Below are 16,860 nucleotides of genomic sequence, written 5' to 3' on the forward strand. Positions count from 1 at the left end.
GGCACGGTTCCGCAGCGCCGCATCCCGCAGGCCGAGTGCCTGCCGAAACGGCAGCGCAGCGGCACGGCGGCACGGATCAAGGCAGAGTCAGGTTCGCCGGAGCCGGATCACGACATCGACGCGCGTCAACTCCGCCCCCTCGGGGAGGTCGGGAAGACGCGTGATCTCGAGCTGGTCGGCCGGCGCATCGAAAAGCTCCGCCGTGTCCTCCCAGAAGAAATGCGGATGGTTGTCCACGCGCGTGTCGAAATAGCTGCGCGCGCCGTCGACCACGACCTCCTGCATCAGGCCGGCCTCGCAGAAGGCGCGCAGTGTGTTGTAGACGGTGGCGAGGCTGACCTTGTCGCTGGACTGGCCCGCCGCCGCGAACAGGCTTTCCGCCGTCACGTGTCGGTCGCGCCCGTCGCCCACCAGAAGGGATGCCAGCGCGACGCGCTGCCGCGTCGGGCGAAGCCCACCCTTCGCCAGCCACTCGGTGCCGCGCTCGATTGCCGTCCGTGCGATCGTACCATCTGCCATGATGAATATCATATCGCATTCCCCGCCAGAAATTCAAACGGAAAGACCCATGTTTTCCGGACGCCCGCGGTCCCGGTGCCGCAGCCACCCGCCCTTGCCAGTGCTCGGATGCGGGTGCTAAGGGGGAGCGGTTGACCCTTGGGACGGACGGGAGAGAGATGGCGGACTATCCGACGAGCTTCGACAAGGAAGCGCTGCTGGCCTGCGCGCGCGGCGAGCTCTTCGGCCCGGGCAATGCCCAGTTGCCGTTGCCGCCCATGCTGATGATGGACCGCATCACCGAGATCAGCGCCGATGGCGGCCTGCATGGCAAGGGCCATGTGGTGGCCGAGTTCGACATCCACCCCGACCTGTGGTTCTTCGCCTGCCACTTCCCGGGCAACCCGGTCATGCCCGGCTGCCTCGGGCTTGACGGGCTGTGGCAGCTCACCGGCTTCAACCTCGGCTGGCGCGGCTGGCAGGGCCAGGGCTTCGCGCTCGGCGTGGGCGAGGTGAAGCTGACCGGGATGGTCCGCCCCGACCGCAAGCTCGTCACCTACCACGTGGATTTCACCCGCGTCATCGACCGCCGGCTCAAGATGGGTGTGGCGGACGGGCGCGTGTTCGCCGATGGCGAAGAGATCTACATTGTCAAGGACATGAAAGTCGGTCTGGCCGCTGCGGCCTGATCAGGGGGAGGGAAACCCATGCGCCGCGTCGTCATCACCGGGATCGGCATCGTCTCGCCGATCGGGAACAATGCATCCGAGGTCGAGGCCAGCCTGCGCGCGGGCCGCTCGGGCATCGTCTTCTCTCCCGAATACGCCGAGCACGGCTTCCGCAGCCAGATCCACGGCATGCCGCAGATCGTGCTGGAAGACCACATCGACAAGCGCGACCTGCGCTTCATGGGCGCCGGGGCCGCCTACAACTTCATCGCGATGGAGCAGGCGATCAGGGACTCGGGGCTGGAGGAGGCGGATGTCTCGAACCCGCGGACCGGCCTCGTGATGGGCTCGGGCGGGCCGTCGACCTCGAACTTCTTCCAGGCGCACAAGATCGTCATCGAGAAGGGCTCGCCCAAGCGGATGGGGCCGTTCATGGTCACACGCTGCATGTCCTCGACCAACTCGGCCTGCCTTGCGACGCCCTTCAAGATCAAGGGCGTGAACTACTCGATCACCTCGGCCTGCTCGACCTCGGCGCATTGCATCGGCAACGGCACCGAGCTGATCCAGATGGGCAAGCAGGACGTGGTTTTCGCCGGCGGCGGCGAGGAACTGGACTGGACGCTGTCCTGCCTCTTCGACGCGATGGGGGCGATGTCCTCGAAGTACAACGACGCGCCGACGACTGCATCGCGCGCCTTCGATGCGACGCGCGACGGCTTCGTGATCGCGGGCGGTGGCGGCGTGGTGGTGCTCGAGGAACTGGAGCATGCGCTGGCGCGCGGCGCGAAGATCTATGCCGAGGTGACGGGCTACGGCGCGACCTCGGACGGGGCCGACATGGTGGCGCCCTCGGGCGAAGGCGGCGAGCGGTCGATGCGGCTGGCGCTCTCGACCCTGCCCGAAGGCCGGCGGATCGATTACATCAACGCGCATGGCACCTCGACGCCGGCGGGTGACGTCACCGAGGTCAAGGCGATCCGCCGGATCTTCGGCGAAGGCAAGGTGCCGCCGATCTCTTCCACCAAGTCGCTCACCGGCCACTCGCTCGGCGCGACCGGCGTGCACGAGGCGATCTATTCGCTCTTGATGATGAACGGCAACTTCATCACCGCCTCGGCCAACGTCACCCAGCTCGATCCCGAGATCCGGCCCGACGAGATCGCGACGACTCTGCGCGAGGGCGTCGAGATCGACTCGATCCTGTCGAACAGCTTCGGGTTTGGCGGCACGAACGCCACCCTCGTCATGAGCAAATACAAGAACTGAGGGCCCCGACATGGCGGAGCTGATGAAGGGTAAACGCGGCCTCGTGATGGGCGTCGCGAACGAGCGCTCGATCGCCTGGGGCATCGCGAAGGCCCTTGCCGACGAGGGCGCGGAACTCGCGTTCTCCTACCAGGGCGAGGCCTTCGGCAAGCGGGTGGAGCCGCTGGCGGCCTCGGTCGGGTCGGACTTCCTCGTCGACGTCGACGTGACGGACGATGCCTCGCTCGACGCCTGCTTTGCCGCGCTGAAGGATCGCTGGGGCACGATCGACTTCGTGGTCCATGCCATCGCCTTCTCGGACAAGTCGGAACTGGCCGGCCGCTTCATCAACACGAGCCGCGAGAACTTCAAGACCTCGCTCACCATCTCGTGCTATTCGTTCATCGACATCGCCCGTCGGGCGTCCGAGCTGATGCCCGAGGGCGGCACGCTCCTGACGCTGACCTACCAGGGGTCCAACCGCGTGACGCCCTATTACAACGTCATGGGCGTGGCGAAATCGGCGCTGGAGGCCGCGGTCCGCTATCTTGCGAACGACCTCGGGCCGCAGAAGATCCGCGTGAACGCGATCTCGCCGGGCCCGATGAAGACGCTGGCCGGCGCCGCGATTGCGGGGGCACGGGCGACCTATCGACATACCGAGGCCAACGCGCCGCTGCGCGCCAATGCGACCCTGGAAGCCGTGGGCGGCACGGCCGTCTGGCTCGCGTCGGACTATGGCGCCTGCACCACGGGCGAGATCGTCCGCGTCGATGGCGGCTATCACGTGCTCGGCATGCCGCAGCCAGAGAACCTCTAGGAACGCGGCGCGGAGTTTGACCGTTGCTTCCGGTGGGCCGTCCGCGGCCCGTCAACGGAGGGAACGGCATGCCCCAATCGATCTTCGTCAACCTGCCCGTCGCGGATCTTGCGCGGTCCCGGGCCTTCCACGAGGCGCTGGGATTTTCGGTCGACGAGAACTTCACGGACGAGACCGCGGCCTGCGTCGTGATCTCGGAAGCGATCCACCTGATGATCCTGACGCACGAGCGGTTCGAGGGCTTCTCGGTCCTGCCGCGGGCCGACACCACAAGCACCACCGGCGTCCTGATCGCCCTGTCGCGCGACAGCCGTGAAGGGGTGGACGACATGCTGCGCGCGGCGCTTGAAAACGGCGCTAAAGAGCCGAAACCGGCCGACGATCACGGCTGGATGTACATGCGGACCTTCATGGACCCGGACGGCCACGTGTTCGAATCCTTCTGGATGGATGCCGAGGCCGCTCTTGCAGCGCGTAAGCTTAAAAGTTAGCGCAACCGCCGGTTGACATCTCTGGTCATCAATGTGACCCTTTTGTGTCATTTTGATGAAAAGGAGCCGGATGATGCGAAGATCGGCAGCTGTTTCCGTTACCAGTGCGCTGCGTTTCCTCATCGTCCTGTGGCTCGTCCTTCTGTCGGCCAGCATCGTGCAGGACATCGCGGGCTGGGCAAGCGGCAGCGACTTCAAGGTCTGGCGCTTCGACGTGGATTTCGAAGGAAGCCTTTATACCTGGTATTCGGGAACGCTGCTGATCCTCGTGGCCCTTGCCGCGCTGGTCCTGGCCACCCGAGAGTTCGCTGCCCGGTCGCCGTGGCGCTATCACTGGCTGGGCATCGCGCTGCTGTTCGCGCTCCTTTCGATGGACGAGACGCTGTCGCTGCACGAGCAGCTCTCGGCCGCGCTGTCGGCGCGGGAGAAGGTGGATGGCTGGCTGCATTTCCGCTGGGTCGTCCCGGTCGGCCTTGCCACGCTGGCCTTCGCGGTCGCCTATCTGCGCTTCCTGGTGCACCTGCCCGGCCGCATCGCCGCGCTGATGGTGGCCGCGGGGGCAACCTTCGTGCTGGGTGCGATCGGCATGGAACTGATCGCCGGCAAGCTTGTGAGCGAGAGCGCGGCGTCCCTGCACGGCATCGGCTACCGGCTTCTGGTCAATATCGAGGAGGCGCTTGAGGTGGCGGGAGCGATTCTCTTCCTGTACACGCTGGTCCGCTACGGCCGCCAGACGGGCCTCGACCGTGTCGACATGGACCTTCACGCCTCCGGGGTCGGACTGGCCCGGAGCAGGTTCACCGGAACGCCCGCCGAGTGAACGTCCGGAAGGCGCCGGCGCTCCGGGATGGGACGGACCTTGGCGTTCCGCCGTTCGGGCGTGCCGGGGCCTGTCCGGATGGCAGCGCCGGTGCAGGCCCTTGCACCGCGCGGCCCTGTAGGATAGGGACATCGCCAAGGGCCATCCGTTCTTGCGGCAGCCCGGTCAATGCGCGGACGTAGCTCAGCTGGTAGAGCACCTGCCTTCCAAGCAGGATGTCGCGAGTTCGAACCTCGTCGTCCGCTCCATTTCCATCACGCGCCTTCGCCTGCACGGCTCGCCTCACGCCGTCCGTTCGGGATCGAAGGCCAGCAACCGCAGCGCATTCAGCGTGACGAGCACGGTCGCGCCGGTATCGGCGAGAATCGCGGGCCAGAGACCGGTCAGGCCCACCACCGTGGTCACCAGAAACGCGCCCTTCAGCCCCAGCGCGATCGCCACGTTCTGGCGGATGTTGCCCATGGTCGCCCGCGCGAGGCGGATCGTTGCCGGCACGTCGGTCACCCGGTCACGCAGGATGGCGCCGTCCGCGGTCTCGAGCGCCACGTCGGTGCCCGATCCCATCGCGATGCCCACCGTCGCCTGCTTCAGCGCCGGCGCGTCGTTGATGCCGTCGCCGACCATCATCACGCCTCCGGCGGCCGTCATCGTCCGGATGGCCGCCAGCTTGTCCTCGGGCAGCATGCCGGCCGTGAAACCGGCGCCGAGATCCCGCGCGATGGCGGCCGCCGTCCGGGCGTTGTCGCCGGTCAGGATCGTGGATTCGAGGCCGAGCGCGCGCAACTGGCGCATCGCTTCGGCCGCATCGGGGCGCGGCTCGTCGCGCAGCGCGATCAGGCCAAGCGCCTGCCGCTCGGCAAAGAGGACGACCACCGTGCGGCCCTCGTCCTCGAGCCGCGCGATCCGGCGCAGGTCCTCCTCCGCCAGCGCGCCGCGTTCCGCCGCATGGCGCGGGTTCGCCACGGTCAGCAGGCGCCCGCCCACCTCGGCCTCGGCCCCCCGGCCCGGCTGCACCCGGGCCGCCCGCGCCTCGGGGCGCGCAAGTCCCCCGGCCCGCCGCAGGATCGCCTGCGCCACCGGATGGCTGGACCCCGTCTCGACCGCGGCGGCGAGGGCCAGGACCTCGGCCTCGTCCGCAGCGGCGAGCGGGACCACCTCGTTGACCTCGGGCCGGCCCTGCGTCAGCGTCCCGGTCTTGTCGAAGGCGACGGCCCGCACACTCGCCGCCGCCTCGATGACCGCGCCGCCCTTCATCAGCAGGCCCCGTCGCGCCCCCGAGGACAGCGCCGCGGCGATGGCGGCGGGAACCGAGATCACCAGCGCGCAAGGGCAGCCGATCAAGAGGAGCGCGAGACCCCGGTAGGTCCACGTCTCCCACGGCTGGCCGAACACGAGCGGCGGCAGCACCATCACCAGCGCCGAGACGGCCACGATGGCGGGCATGTACCAGCGGCTGAAGCGGTCGATGAACCGTTCGGTCGGGGCCCGCGCCTCTTCCGCCTCCTCGACGAGGCGGATGATGCGCGCGATGGTGTTGTCCTCGGCCGCGCGAGTGACGCGGATGCGCAGCGCGGCCTCGGTGTTGATGGCGCCCGCGAAGACCGCATCGCCTGGTCCGCGCAGTTGGGGCACGCTTTCCCCCGTCACCGGGCTTTCGTCGACGCCGCCTGCGCCCTCGATGACCTCGCCGTCCGCGGGAATGCGGTCGCCCGGCCGGACCAGCACCCGCTGGCCGATGCGAAGCGCCGCGGCGCGGACCTCGCGCAGCGCGCCCTTCTCCTCGACCAGCGCCGTCTTCGGCACCAGCTGCCCGAGCGCGCGGATGCCGCTGCGGGCACGGCCGGCCGCGACGCGCTCCAGCACCTCGCCCACGGCGAAGAGGAAGATGACCAGCGCCGCCTCTTCCGCCGCGCCGATCACCAGGGCGCCTCCCGCGGCGAGGGTCATCAGGCTTTCGATGGTGAAGGGCTTGCCGAAGCGCAACGCCGCGACCGCGCGCCGGGCGATGGGCACGAGGCCGATCACGCAGGCAAGGGCGAAGGCCCAGGACCCGGCACTGCCGGAGGTGAGGCGGTCGAGGCCCCAGGCGACAGCCAGCAGCGTCCCCGTGAGCAGGACGAGCCGGCCCTTCCCGGTCGCGTGCCAGGGGGCGGCGTCTTCGGCCGGATCGGATGGTTCATCGGGCAACTCCAACGGGGAGCCAGCCTCGACCGCGTCCCCTGCCGGCATCGGCATGTCCGGAAGCACGAAGGTCCGTCGGCCTGCAGGTCGCGGCGCGCCGCGGGTCGCGATGCCGAACCCGAGACTGCGGACGACCGTCTCGATCTCACCCCGGGTGGTCTGCGTCTCGTCAAGGCGAAGCTTCAGCTTCTCGCTCATCAGCGTGACGGTCAGGTCGCTGACCCCGGGGAGCCGGGCGACCGCATCCCGCACCTTCCCCGCGCAGGACCCGCAGTCCATCCCGGTGACCGTCCATTCGCAGCAGTCCGTTGCCCCGTCGTCCGCCATCTTCACCCCGTTCCCGCCCGCGGCCGGGCCATAGCGCCGGTCACTGCACCAACAGCTAGAGTGTCAAGGCCCGATTCACCAGAGATAGTCGGCCCGCGCGGGCTGGGATGCCGGATGCCCCGAGGAGTCCGCGCAACCTCCGGGGTCGCACGGCGATGGGCTTGGGGCCACTTCGTCCCGCACCGCGGAGGCCGCCGGGCCGGCCGCCCGATCCGGGGCGGCGCGCGGCCGCCTTTCTCACCCGCCTCGCAGGGGCAGGGGCTGGCCGCTGCGGAAGTAGAGCGCCTTGGCAAGTTCGCTCGCCACGATGTAGCCCAGGACGATGGCCACGACCGCGGCAAGCTGGCCGGGCGTCAGGGTCACGAAGCCGAAGACCGCGCTGGTGGCACCCAGGAAGGGGATGCCGAAGGTGGCCGCCACCACGAGGCAGGTCGACCACAGCAGGAGGCGGCCGGGGCGGCTGCGCCATGCGGGCCGGTGGCTGCGCAGGACCAGCACCACCACCAACTCCGTCAGAAGCGAGATCATGAACCAGCAGGTCTGGAACGTCGCCTCGCCGGCCTCGAACACCCATCGCAGGACAGCGAAGGTCAGCAGGTCGAAGACCGAACTGACCAGTCCGAAGACGATCATGAACCGCTGGATCTCGCGGACATCCCAGCGCTGCGGGCGTGCCACGGTCTCGGCATCGACATTGTCGCTGGCAATGGCGACGGAGGGCAGGTCAGAGAGGAAGTTGTTGAGCAGGATCTGCGTGGCAGCCAGCGGCAGGAACGGCAGGACCGGCGTGGCCAGAGCCATGCTGACCATGTTTCCGAAGTTCGCGCTCGTGGTGATGGCAATGTATTTCAGCGTGTTGGCAAAGGTGCGCCGGCCATCCTCGACCCCGGCCCGCAGCACGTCCAGATCGCGGCTGAGCAGGATGATGTCGGCGCTCTCGCGGGCGACATCCACTGCCCCAGCGACCGAGATCCCCACGTCCGCGGCGTTCAGCGCGGGTGCGTCGTTGATGCCGTCGCCGAGGTAGCCCACCGAATGGCCCGAGCGCTGCAGGGCGCGCACGATGCGCTCCTTCTGCTGCGGGTCGATCTCGACGAAAAGATCGGTCTTCGGCGCGAGGTTCCACAGCGCCTCGTCGCGCAGGGCGGCGATCTGCTCGCCGGTCAGCATGGAAGCCGCGTCCAGCCCGATCGCCGCGGCCATGTGCGCCGTGACGAACCGGTTGTCGCCGCTGATCACCTTGATCGTGATGCCAAGCCGCGCCAGATCGCGAATGGTCGCCCTCGCCTCGGGTTTCGGCGGGTCGAGAAAGACGAGGAAGCCGCGGAAGACCATGTCGCGCTCGTCCTCGCGCGTATAGTCCGGGCGTGGCGCCATGCGGCGGGTGGCGAGCGCCAGCACACGGAAGCCCTGCGCTCCCTTGGCCTCGAAGGCACGGGTCAGCACCGCACGCGTGGCGGCGTCCAGCGGCACCCCGACCCCATCGCCCGTGACGACGGCCGAGCAGATCTCGAGGATCTCGGCAAAGGCGCCCTTGCTGATGATCAGATGCCCGCCGGCGCCTGCCGGATCCGCGACGACGATGGTCAGCCGGCGGCGCTGGAAGTCGTAGGGGATCTCGTCGATCTTGACGATGCCGGACGTGCCGAGGCCCGCCGAGGTGCCGGCCGCCACGATGGCGGCGTCCAGCGGGTTCCCGATCCCGGTCTCCAGCGCCGCGTTCAGGAACGCCAGCCGGAGCACCTCGTCCGAGGGGCGGCTGTCGGCATCGAGCGCCCCGTTCAGGACGATCGCGCCTTCAGTCAGGGTGCCGGTCTTGTCGGTGCAAAGCACGTCCATGCTGCCAAGGGTCTCGATGGCGTCCAGCCGGCGCACGATCACGCCGCGCCGGCTCATCGCGCGTGCGCCCGAGGACAGGGTGACGCTGGTGATCGCCGGCAACAGTTCCGGCGAAAGGCCCACCGCCAGCGCGACGGCAAACAGCAGCGATTCGATGACCGGCCGGCCGAGCAGCAGGTTGACCGTCAGCACGAACAGCACGATGACCAGCATCACCCGGATCAGCAGGTAGCCGAACCGGCGCACGCCCGCGGCGAAGTCGCTTTCGGGCGGGCGGGCCAGCAGCCGGGCGGCGATGGCGCCGAATTCGGTGCGCCTGCCGGTGCGCACCACCAGCACCTTCGCCGTGCCGCTGCGCACCGACGAGCCGAGGAAGACGCCGTTCGTCCGCGCGGCCACCGGGGCATCTGGCCGGACAAGGCCCGGCCGCTTCTCCACCGGGAAGGATTCGCCGGTCATGCTCGCCTCGTTGACCAGGAAATCCTGTGCCTCGATCACCCGCCCGTCGGCCGGGATCAGGTCGCCCGCCGACAGAAGGATCAGGTCGCCGGGAACCACCGTCGCAACGGGCACCTCCGCGACGGCTCCGTCGCGCAGCACCCGGCAGGTCAGGGCCAGGCGCCGCTTGAGTGCGGCCACCGCCGCAGAGGCCCGGTGTTCCTGAAGGAAGCCGAGAAGCGAACTGCCCAGCACGATCGCCAGGATGATCGCCGCATCCACCCACTGCGCCAGCGCCAGCGAAATCACGGCCGCCACGACCAGGATCAGGACGAGCGGGCTTTCAAACTGCCGCAGGAAAAGCCGCAGCGCGCCAAGGCGGCTCTCCTCCTCGACCGAGTTCGGACCGATGCCGGCCAGCAGCTCCCTCGCGCGGGGCGAAGTCAGGCCGTCCGGGCCGGACCCGAGGCCGGCGGCCAGTTCGGCCTCGGCCATGCTCCAGTAGGGTGTGCCGGCGTCAGCCTTGCCCATGGAGTGCGCCGCCCGGATGGGGCGCGACGCGGGCTCCGTCACGGGACCACGGGCGGGCAACCGGATGGGGCAATGTGCAGGACAAGGTGGGGCGCCTCGATGAGGATCTGACGACGGGGCGATCCTACGACCGTCCGCACCGCCCGGGCAATCCATCGTCGGCATCCCCGGAACCGGCGCAGGCTGGGGCCGCCGACGTCCTGGCGGGTCGCCACATTGGCTGCCCGTGCCGTCCGAACAGCTGGCGAACGCGCGCCGCTGAGGCGGACGGCTCCGACGGGCCTTGCTCGCGGATCCTGCATCGCCCGGCCCCGGAACGAGAACCGGCGTAACGTCACCCTGCCCCGCGCCCTCGGCCGTTCGCCGCGTCACGAGACATTCATGCATCCCTGCCATAAATTTCCGGCGCCGACGGAACCGGACTCCCGCTCGGCGCGTTCTTTTGCCTGGCTGGACGGAGGGGGGAACGTGGCACAATCGATACATCGGGCCGGGGCGCAGGGCGCAGCCGGCAGGCAGGCGGAGCCTTCGGCTCGCGGGGCGACCGGCGACGGGAGGCTGCGGCGTGCCTGAGGTTGAACACACTCTTCGCAGCCTTACCGCGAGGATCCTGAGCGTCGAGACCGACCGGATCTCGCGGGAGGCGAGTTTCGCCGAAGGGCTGGGCATCGACAGCCTGGACAGCGTGGAGCTTCAGATGGCCTATGAGGAGGCGTTCGAGATCGAGATCGCCGACTCCGACGCCGTGGGTCTGGTCACCTTCGGGCAGGCCGTGGATTACGTGCGGTCGCTTCTGGCCGAGCAGGGACCACCGTTGCCGGAAGGACCGGAACGCTCGGCTGCGTGAGGTCGGCCACACGGGAAGCGGATGGTATCCGCCAACCGCCCGGCCCTGTGGGGCAAGCCATGAACAGAACCACGGTCGCCGTGGCGGGGCCAGTGCCTCGGCGCCGGCCCCGTCGCTTGGCCGCTCAGGCGGCCGGCTCGGCTGCCGGGCGCCGGCGCGGGGCTGCGCGACGCGTCGGGCGATGCACCCCGTAGCGCGCCAGACCCAGATCCGCCGTCTCGACCTCGGGCGCGCGGTCGGTGACGAGGTCGGCCAGAACCCGTGCCGAACCCGCCGCCATCGTCCAGCCCAGCGTCCCGTGGCCGGTGTTGAGGAACAGCCCCTCGACCGGCGTCCGGCCGATCACCGGCGTCCCGTCCGGCGTCATCGGCCGAAGGCCGGTCCAGAAGGTGGCCCGTGCGCGGTCGCCCGCCCCTCCGAACAGATCCTCGACCGAGCGCAGCAGCGTCGCCTTGCGCTTCGGGTTCAACGACAGGTCGAAGCCGGCGATCTCGGCCATGCCCCCCACGCGGATGCGATCGCCGAGCCGGGTGATCGCGACCTTGTAGCTTTCGTCCATAACCGTCGAAACCGGGGCGCGGGCCTCGTCCACGATCGGCAGGGTGATCGAGTAGCCCTTGAACGGATAGACCGGCAGGTCGAGGCCGAGCGGCCGGACAAGCGCCGGCGAATAGCTTCCCAGCGCCACGACAACCGCGTCCGCCGCCACCTCGCCCTGGGACGTCACGACCGAGGTGACGCGCCCGCCCGCCACCACGATCCGCTCCACCCCGGTTCCGTAGCGGAAGCGCACGCCCCGCGTCGCCGCCAGCGCGGCAAGGCCCTGCGTGAACTTGAAACAGTCGCCGGTCTCGTCCTTCGGCAGCCGCAGGCCGCCGGCGATGCGGTCCTGCGCCGCTGCCAGTCCGGGCTCGGCCGCAAGGCAGCCTTCGGCATCGAGCAACTCGAACGGGACGCCGCCTGCGCGCAGCACCTCGATATCCTTGGCGGCGGCATCGACCTGCTTCTGCGTGCGGAACAGCTGCAGCGTGCCCTTCTGCCGCTCGTCGAAGGCAAGGCCGGTCTCGGCCCGCAGGTCCGTCAGGCAGTCGCGCGAGTATTCCGCAAGGCGGACCATGCGGGACTTGTTCACGGCATAGGCGTCGGCCGTGCAGTTGCCCAGCATCCGCAGGAGCCAGCGGATCTTCTCGGGGTCCGGCCGCGGCTGGATCACCAGCGGCGCATGCGCCATGAACAGCCACTTGAGCGCCTTCATCGGGATGCCGGGTGCCGCCCAGGGCGAGGAATAGCCGGGGCTGATCTCGCCCGCATTGGCGAACGACGTCTCGAGCGCCGGGCCGGGCTGGCGGTCGATCACCGTGACCTCGTGCCCCGCCCTGGCCAGTTGCCATGCCGAGGTGACACCGATGACACCGGCTCCGAGGATCACGACCTTCATGCAAGCTCTCCTTCCGACCATGCTGGGATGGCCCCAGAATAGGACGAATTGCCGCAGGATTTCCTGGGGAAATCCGGCGGCCCTGCGCCCGATGGCAGAAGTTTCTTCGAATGTTCCGCACTTCTGCAGGAATTCCTGCGCCGATAACTTCCCATATCGGATATCGTGATTCACAGCCCCCAGCTTGGGCCGGACGGGGCGGGGCCGCCGCGGCAATCCGTCTCGTCTTTTCCGCGGTCGGCTGGCAGCACCCTCGCTGCTGGCGGAAACAGATGGCATGCGGGACAACGTGCACTCTGGCAGGAAGGCGTGGCATCGGCGAAGCTCCGGCACGGCGAAGGAAGGAAGCCGATGGCAGACAGCAAGAGCATGGCATTCTGGAACCGGATGGCAGAGCGCTACGCGGCGCGGCCGGTCAGGGATCCGGCCGCCTACGAGGAGACCCTTCGTGACGTTGCCGGACGTCTGTCACCCTCGGACCGGGTGCTGGAGATCGGCTGCGGCACCGGCAGCACCGCGATCCGGCTGGGCGGCCATGTCCGCGAGTGGCGGGCCACCGACCTCTCGCCGGAAATGATCCGGATCGCGCAGGCGAAGCCGGCCCCCGCCAGCGTGAGCTTCGCGGTCGCAGAGGCCGACCGCGAGTTCGACGATGCACCGTTCGACGCGGTCTGCGCCTTCCATATCCTCCATCTCGTGCCGGATACCGCCGCGACGCTTGCGCTGATCCGCTCCAGTCTGCGGCCGGGTGGCCTGCTCGTCAGCAAGACCTGGTGCTTTGCCGACATGGGCTGGCGCATGCGGATGCTGATCCCCGTCCTGCGGCGCCTCGGGCTGTTCCCGCCGGCGCGCGCGCTGAGCGCCGACGACCTGCGGGGGGCGATCCGCGCGGCCGGCTTCACCATCGAGGCCGACCGCACCTTCGGGCGCAGCCGCCACGCGCCCTACATCGTCGCCCGCAGGCCGGTCTGAGCAGCGGCGCATGCCTGGCTGACGGTGCAGAAGCCGGACCGGTCCTGACGATGAGTCCGGCAGCAAGAACCTGACGGCCGCAGGCAGCGCGCCGCCGCGCCCAGCCGCTTCAGGTCGCACCCGTGCCTGACGCGAGCCGCGCCGCTGCACCTCAACGCACCGGGCGCCCGGAAACAGGTTGCACGCTAACCTGCCCGAAAAGGGACCTCTCGCATCGTCCATGCAGCGGCGGGGATTCTGTGATAGCCTTGCCTCGTGCCCGGATCACCGCTCCCCGACCCGCAACCGGCGCAACACGGTTCGTGTCGGAGAGAGATCATCCTGCAGAGTTCGTCGTCCGTTCCCGGAGATCACGACCATGAACCTCAGACCCGATCCCACCTTCCACCCGACCCCCCGCACCGCGATGGAGGCGCCGGCCGAGACGCTGGCCTTCGTCCTGCTGCTCAGCCCCGATGCAAGCCGGCCCGACGGGCTGGCCGTCGTGGATGTCGACCCCGGATCGCAGAGCTACGGCCGCATCCTGCACAGCCTTTTCATGCCGAACAAGGGTGACGAGTTCCACCATTTCGGCTGGAACGCCTGCTCCTCGGCGCTGTCGCCCCTGTCCGGCCATGCCTTCCTCGAGCGCCGCTACCTGATCATCCCGGGGATACGGTCGAGCCGCATCTACGTGATCGACGTCAAGGAACCGCTGAAGGCCACGATCCACAAGATCATCGAACCCGAGGAGGTGTTCGCGAAGACCGGCTATTCCCGCCCCCACACCATCCATTGCGGGCCCGAGGGCATCTATGTCTCGACCCTCGGCGGCGGCGGCAAGGATGGCACGGACGGTCCCCCCGGCATCTTCATCATGGACTGCCAGACCTTCGAGGTGCTCGGCCGCTACGAGATGGACCGCGGCAGCCAGGACAAGCACTACGATTTCTGGTGGAACCTGCCGCGCGACTACATGGTCAGCTCGGAATGGGCCCTGCCGCCGCAGTTCGAGAACGGCCTTGTCCCCGAGGACCTGCTGGGCAACCGCTACGGCCACACGATCCACTTCTGGGACCTGCGGGCGCGCCGGTGCGTGCAGTCGATCGACCTTGGAGCCCATCACCAAATGGCGCTCGAGATCCGCCCGGCCCACGATCCCGCCCGGCAGCACGGGTTCTGCGGCGTGGTGGTGGACACGACCAACCTGCAGGGCTCGGTCTTCACCTGGTGGCGGAAGGCGGATGGCACGTTCGAGGCGAGAAAGGTCCTCACGATCGATCCCGTTCCCGCCGACCCCGCGGACCTTCCCGACATGCTGAAGGGCTTCGGAGCGGTTCCGCCGCTTGTGACCGACATCGACCTGAGCCTCGACGACCGGTTCCTCTACGTTTCCTGCTGGGGCCTCGGCGAGATGCACCAGTATGACGTCTCGGACCCGCTGCAGCCGAAACTGACCGGCAAGGTGCAGATCGGCGGGATCGTCGCCCGGGCGAAGCACCCGAACGGCCGCGACTTCGGCTATGGCCCGCAGATGGTCGAGGTCAGCCGCGACGGCCGGCGCGTCTACTGGACCAACTCGCTCTATTCGACCTGGGACGACCAGTTCTATCCCGGCGACCGCGGCGCCGCGATGGTCTGCGCGACGGCTGGAGAGAATGGCGGGCTGACGCTGCGCGAGGATTTCTGGGTCGACTTCCCGGAGGGCTATCGCAGCCACCAGATCCGGCTCGAGGGCGGCGACTGCTCGACCGACAGTTTCTGCTATCCGAACGTCTGAGCCTTGGGCGATGCGGGCGCGGCCGTGGCCCTGTGGTGGGCCGTCATCGTCTCCGGCCTCTACCACGGGCTGAATCCGGGGATGGGCTGGCCGCTGGCGGTCTCGGCCGCGCTGATGGACCGCAGCAGCCGCCAGGTGATGCCAAGGGCGCTGGCGGCGCTGGCCGCCGGCCATTTGCTTGCCATGGCGGCGATCCTGCTGCCGTTCTCGCTGATGGCCGCGGTCGTGCTTTGGCAGCGCGAGGTGCGCATCGCGGGCGGGCTCGCGGTCGTCGCCATGGGCCTCTACCTGCTCGCGAGCTGCCGGCATCCCCGCTTTCTTGCGCGCGTGCCGCCGACGAGGCTCGCCCTCTGGTCGTTTCTCGCGGCGATTGTTCACGGCGCCGGGTTGATGCTGGTGCCGATCTATCTCGGGCTCTGCGGCGATGCCGGGGCGCTGGACGAGGGAGAGCGCGCGGCAGGCGCGCTGATGGCCGGAAACCTCGGCATCGCGCTTCTCGTGGCCCTCCTCCATACCACCGCGATGATCGGTGCCGGCGGCGCGCTGGCGATCGCCGTCCATGCCTGGCTCGGGCTGGGGGTCCTCTCGCGGGCATGGTTCAACCTCGACGCGGCATGGGCCGTGAGCCTGATCGTCGTCGGAGGCTTCGGCGCCGTCCACGCGCTGCTCGGGCCGATGTAGAGGGCGCCCGGGCAGGTGGCCCGCACCGCTGCCCCCGCCTTGGAGCCGCCGCACCATCCGTTGACCGTCTTCAATGTGCTCGATCGGGATTCGGACATACCGTCGAAGTCCGATCAGCCAGGAGAATGGGGATGCGTGGGAAAGCCTGTCGCCGTGGCCTGGTCCTGCTGCTGTTGCCGGTCGCCCTGAGCATGGCGGCCTGCGAGGAGCCGCAGACTACCTATCCGATAACCGGTGCGCCCTGCGGTCCGGGTGATGCGGTTCGTTCGCTCGACGCGTCGGATCTTACGCCGCCCTGCCCCTGATCGGAAGGATTGGCCGGCACGGCGGGGAGCTGCGCCGGGCACGGCGCGCCGTGGAGCCTGTGTCCTCGGCCCCTGGGTCGGCAAGATGCCCGAAGCGCCGGACGAGGGGACAAGGCGCGAAGTCCGGGACGAGACGCCTGCACATCCGGCCGCGCCTGCTCCCTGCGTGGCGAGGCGTGGATGCAACGTCACCCGCGGGCCGCGGGGGCTTTTCCCCGCCGGCCCGACAGACAGGGAGAGTGGAATGCCCCTCCTCACGGACCGGACGGAAGCGGGACAGAGGCTTGCGGAACGGCTTTCCGACCTGCGGGTGGCGGATGCCCTCGTCCTTGCCCTGCCGCGCGGCGGCGTTCCGGTCGCCGTCGAGATCGCCCGCGCGCTGGACTGTCCGCTCGACCTGCTGCTGGTCCGCAAGGTCGGCCTTCCCGGCTATCCGGAACTGGCAATTGCCGCCGTATCGGGACCGGAGGGTCAGGATCTGGTGGTCAACGAGGCACTGCTGACGGCCGTCGGCCTGTCCCTGCACGAGATCGACGCACTGGCCGAGAAGGAGCGCGCGGAACTCGCCCGCCGGCGCAGGCTGTGGCAGCTTGGGGCGGAGGTTCCGGTCAGCGGACGGACGGTGATCCTCGTCGACGACGGTATGGCGACCGGCACGACGATGCTGGCCGCGCTGCAGTCGCTGAGGGCATTGAAGCCGGCCCGCATCGTGGTTGCGCTGCCGGTGGCTGCGACTTCGGCTCTCGCACTCGTCAGGCCGCTGGTGGACCGGATCGAGTGCCTCGCCGAACCCGAACCCTTCGTGGCGGTGGGGGCGCATTACGACCAGTTTCCCCAGGTTCCGGATGAGACGGTCGGAGAGTTGCTGACGGACTGGCGGAAGCGAGGGCACCGGCCGCACTGATGCGCCCGGATCGGGATCGCGCCCCGCCGTCTCCTTTGCGGACTGCAACGCCGTCCGCGCTGCGCGGGCCGATCGCCGATGCGACGGCTGCCC

14 protein-coding genes and 1 tRNA gene are annotated in these 16,860 nt (G+C 69.2%); 11 read left to right on the plus strand and 4 right to left on the minus strand.

All coding sequences use genetic code 11. The features are described 5' to 3' along the window. Window positions 1-87 precede the first annotated feature (87 nt). On the minus strand, window positions 88-519 hold the full coding sequence (gene irrA, locus CK951_RS17360) for an iron response transcriptional regulator IrrA (protein WP_232520778.1): 432 nt from the start codon (window positions 517-519) through the stop codon (window positions 88-90). 158 nt (window positions 520-677) lie between these two features. Between irrA and fabA the strand changes: the two genes are divergently transcribed. The 6 genes from fabA (at window position 678) to CK951_RS17390 (ending at window position 4,793) form a co-directional block, all read left to right on the plus strand. Beyond that, window positions 678-1,187 (plus strand): bifunctional 3-hydroxydecanoyl-ACP dehydratase/trans-2-decenoyl-ACP isomerase, encoded by a 510-nt coding sequence (fabA, locus tag CK951_RS17365; protein WP_096787492.1) that lies wholly within the window; start codon window positions 678-680, stop codon window positions 1,185-1,187. A gap of 18 nt (window positions 1,188-1,205) precedes the next feature. Continuing rightward, entirely contained in the window at window positions 1,206-2,435 is a 1,230-nt protein-coding gene (gene fabB, locus CK951_RS17370; protein ID WP_096787493.1) for a beta-ketoacyl-ACP synthase I, read from the plus strand. A 10-nt stretch (window positions 2,436-2,445) separates the two neighbouring features. After that, entirely contained in the window at window positions 2,446-3,234 is a 789-nt protein-coding gene (locus CK951_RS17375) for an enoyl-ACP reductase (RefSeq protein ID WP_096787494.1), read from the plus strand. A 68-nt stretch (window positions 3,235-3,302) separates the two neighbouring features. Further along, window positions 3,303-3,725, plus strand: coding sequence for a VOC family protein (locus tag CK951_RS17380; RefSeq protein ID WP_096787495.1), 423 nt, complete (start codon window positions 3,303-3,305; stop codon window positions 3,723-3,725). A 70-nt stretch (window positions 3,726-3,795) separates the two neighbouring features. Continuing rightward, the gene (locus tag CK951_RS17385; protein ID WP_096787496.1) at window positions 3,796-4,545 is read left to right on the plus strand and encodes a hypothetical protein; all 750 of its coding nucleotides are present in this window, start codon (window positions 3,796-3,798) and stop codon (window positions 4,543-4,545) included. Window positions 4,546-4,717: 172 nt separating this feature from the next. Continuing rightward, window positions 4,718-4,793, plus strand: a tRNA-Gly gene (locus CK951_RS17390). Window positions 4,794-4,827: 34 nt separating this feature from the next. Here the strand turns inward: CK951_RS17390 and CK951_RS17395 are convergent. Then, window positions 4,828-7,053 (minus strand): heavy metal translocating P-type ATPase, encoded by a 2,226-nt coding sequence (locus tag CK951_RS17395; protein ID WP_096787497.1) that lies wholly within the window; start codon window positions 7,051-7,053, stop codon window positions 4,828-4,830. A 237-nt stretch (window positions 7,054-7,290) separates the two neighbouring features. Beyond that, a complete protein-coding gene (gene mgtA, locus CK951_RS17400) occupies window positions 7,291-9,861 on the minus strand; it encodes a magnesium-translocating P-type ATPase (protein WP_096787498.1) in 2,571 nt (856 codons plus the stop codon). A 565-nt stretch (window positions 9,862-10,426) separates the two neighbouring features. Between mgtA and CK951_RS17405 the strand changes: the two genes are divergently transcribed. Then, window positions 10,427-10,708, plus strand: coding sequence for an acyl carrier protein (locus CK951_RS17405; RefSeq protein ID WP_096787499.1), 282 nt, complete (start codon window positions 10,427-10,429; stop codon window positions 10,706-10,708). A gap of 124 nt (window positions 10,709-10,832) precedes the next feature. Here the strand turns inward: CK951_RS17405 and CK951_RS17410 are convergent, their stop codons facing one another. After that, a complete protein-coding gene (locus tag CK951_RS17410) occupies window positions 10,833-12,146 on the minus strand; it encodes a D-amino acid dehydrogenase (protein WP_096787500.1) in 1,314 nt (437 codons plus the stop codon). Window positions 12,147-12,497: 351 nt separating this feature from the next. Between CK951_RS17410 and CK951_RS17415 the strand changes: the two genes are divergently transcribed. The 4 genes from CK951_RS17415 to CK951_RS17430 all read left to right on the plus strand — a co-directional run bounded on the left by CK951_RS17415 (window position 12,498) and on the right by CK951_RS17430 (window position 16,767). Continuing rightward, a complete protein-coding gene (locus CK951_RS17415) occupies window positions 12,498-13,118 on the plus strand; it encodes a class I SAM-dependent methyltransferase (RefSeq protein ID WP_096787501.1) in 621 nt (206 codons plus the stop codon). 358 nt (window positions 13,119-13,476) lie between these two features. Beyond that, window positions 13,477-14,877, plus strand: coding sequence for a selenium-binding protein SBP56-related protein (locus CK951_RS17420; protein ID WP_096787502.1), 1,401 nt, complete (start codon window positions 13,477-13,479; stop codon window positions 14,875-14,877). Window positions 14,878-14,880: 3 nt separating this feature from the next. Beyond that, on the plus strand, window positions 14,881-15,558 hold the full coding sequence (locus CK951_RS17425; RefSeq protein ID WP_096787503.1) for a hypothetical protein: 678 nt from the start codon (window positions 14,881-14,883) through the stop codon (window positions 15,556-15,558). Between the two features lie 549 nt (window positions 15,559-16,107). Then, window positions 16,108-16,767, plus strand: a complete 660-nt coding sequence (locus CK951_RS17430) for a phosphoribosyltransferase (protein WP_096787504.1) — start codon at window positions 16,108-16,110, stop codon at window positions 16,765-16,767. Window positions 16,768-16,860 lie beyond the last annotated feature (93 nt).

Origin of the sequence: Rhodobacter sp. CZR27 (assembly GCF_002407205.1) — a bacterium.
GTDB lineage: Bacteria > Pseudomonadota > Alphaproteobacteria > Rhodobacterales > Rhodobacteraceae > Cereibacter_A.

Bases quoted from the DNA above. Each gene is read 5' to 3' on its own strand.
- fabB (WP_096787493.1), top strand. From the start codon at position 1,206: ATGCGCCGCGTCGTCATCACCGGGATCGGCATCGTCTCGCCGATCGGG.
- CK951_RS17395 (WP_096787497.1), bottom strand. From the start codon at position 7,053: ATGGCGGACGACGGGGCAACGGACTGCTGCGAATGGACGGTCACCGGG.
- CK951_RS17385 (WP_096787496.1), top strand. From the start codon at position 3,796: ATGATGCGAAGATCGGCAGCTGTTTCCGTTACCAGTGCGCTGCGTTTC.
- fabA (WP_096787492.1), top strand. From the start codon at position 678: ATGGCGGACTATCCGACGAGCTTCGACAAGGAAGCGCTGCTGGCCTGC.
- CK951_RS17420 (WP_096787502.1), top strand. From the start codon at position 13,477: ATGAACCTCAGACCCGATCCCACCTTCCACCCGACCCCCCGCACCGCG.
- CK951_RS17380 (WP_096787495.1), top strand. From the start codon at position 3,303: ATGCCCCAATCGATCTTCGTCAACCTGCCCGTCGCGGATCTTGCGCGG.
- CK951_RS17375 (WP_096787494.1), top strand. From the start codon at position 2,446: ATGGCGGAGCTGATGAAGGGTAAACGCGGCCTCGTGATGGGCGTCGCG.
- irrA (WP_232520778.1), bottom strand. From the start codon at position 519: ATGGCAGATGGTACGATCGCACGGACGGCAATCGAGCGCGGCACCGAG.
- CK951_RS17415 (WP_096787501.1), top strand. From the start codon at position 12,498: ATGGCAGACAGCAAGAGCATGGCATTCTGGAACCGGATGGCAGAGCGC.
- mgtA (WP_096787498.1), bottom strand. From the start codon at position 9,861: ATGGGCAAGGCTGACGCCGGCACACCCTACTGGAGCATGGCCGAGGCC.
- CK951_RS17410 (WP_096787500.1), bottom strand. From the start codon at position 12,146: ATGAAGGTCGTGATCCTCGGAGCCGGTGTCATCGGTGTCACCTCGGCA.
- CK951_RS17430 (WP_096787504.1), top strand. From the start codon at position 16,108: ATGCCCCTCCTCACGGACCGGACGGAAGCGGGACAGAGGCTTGCGGAA.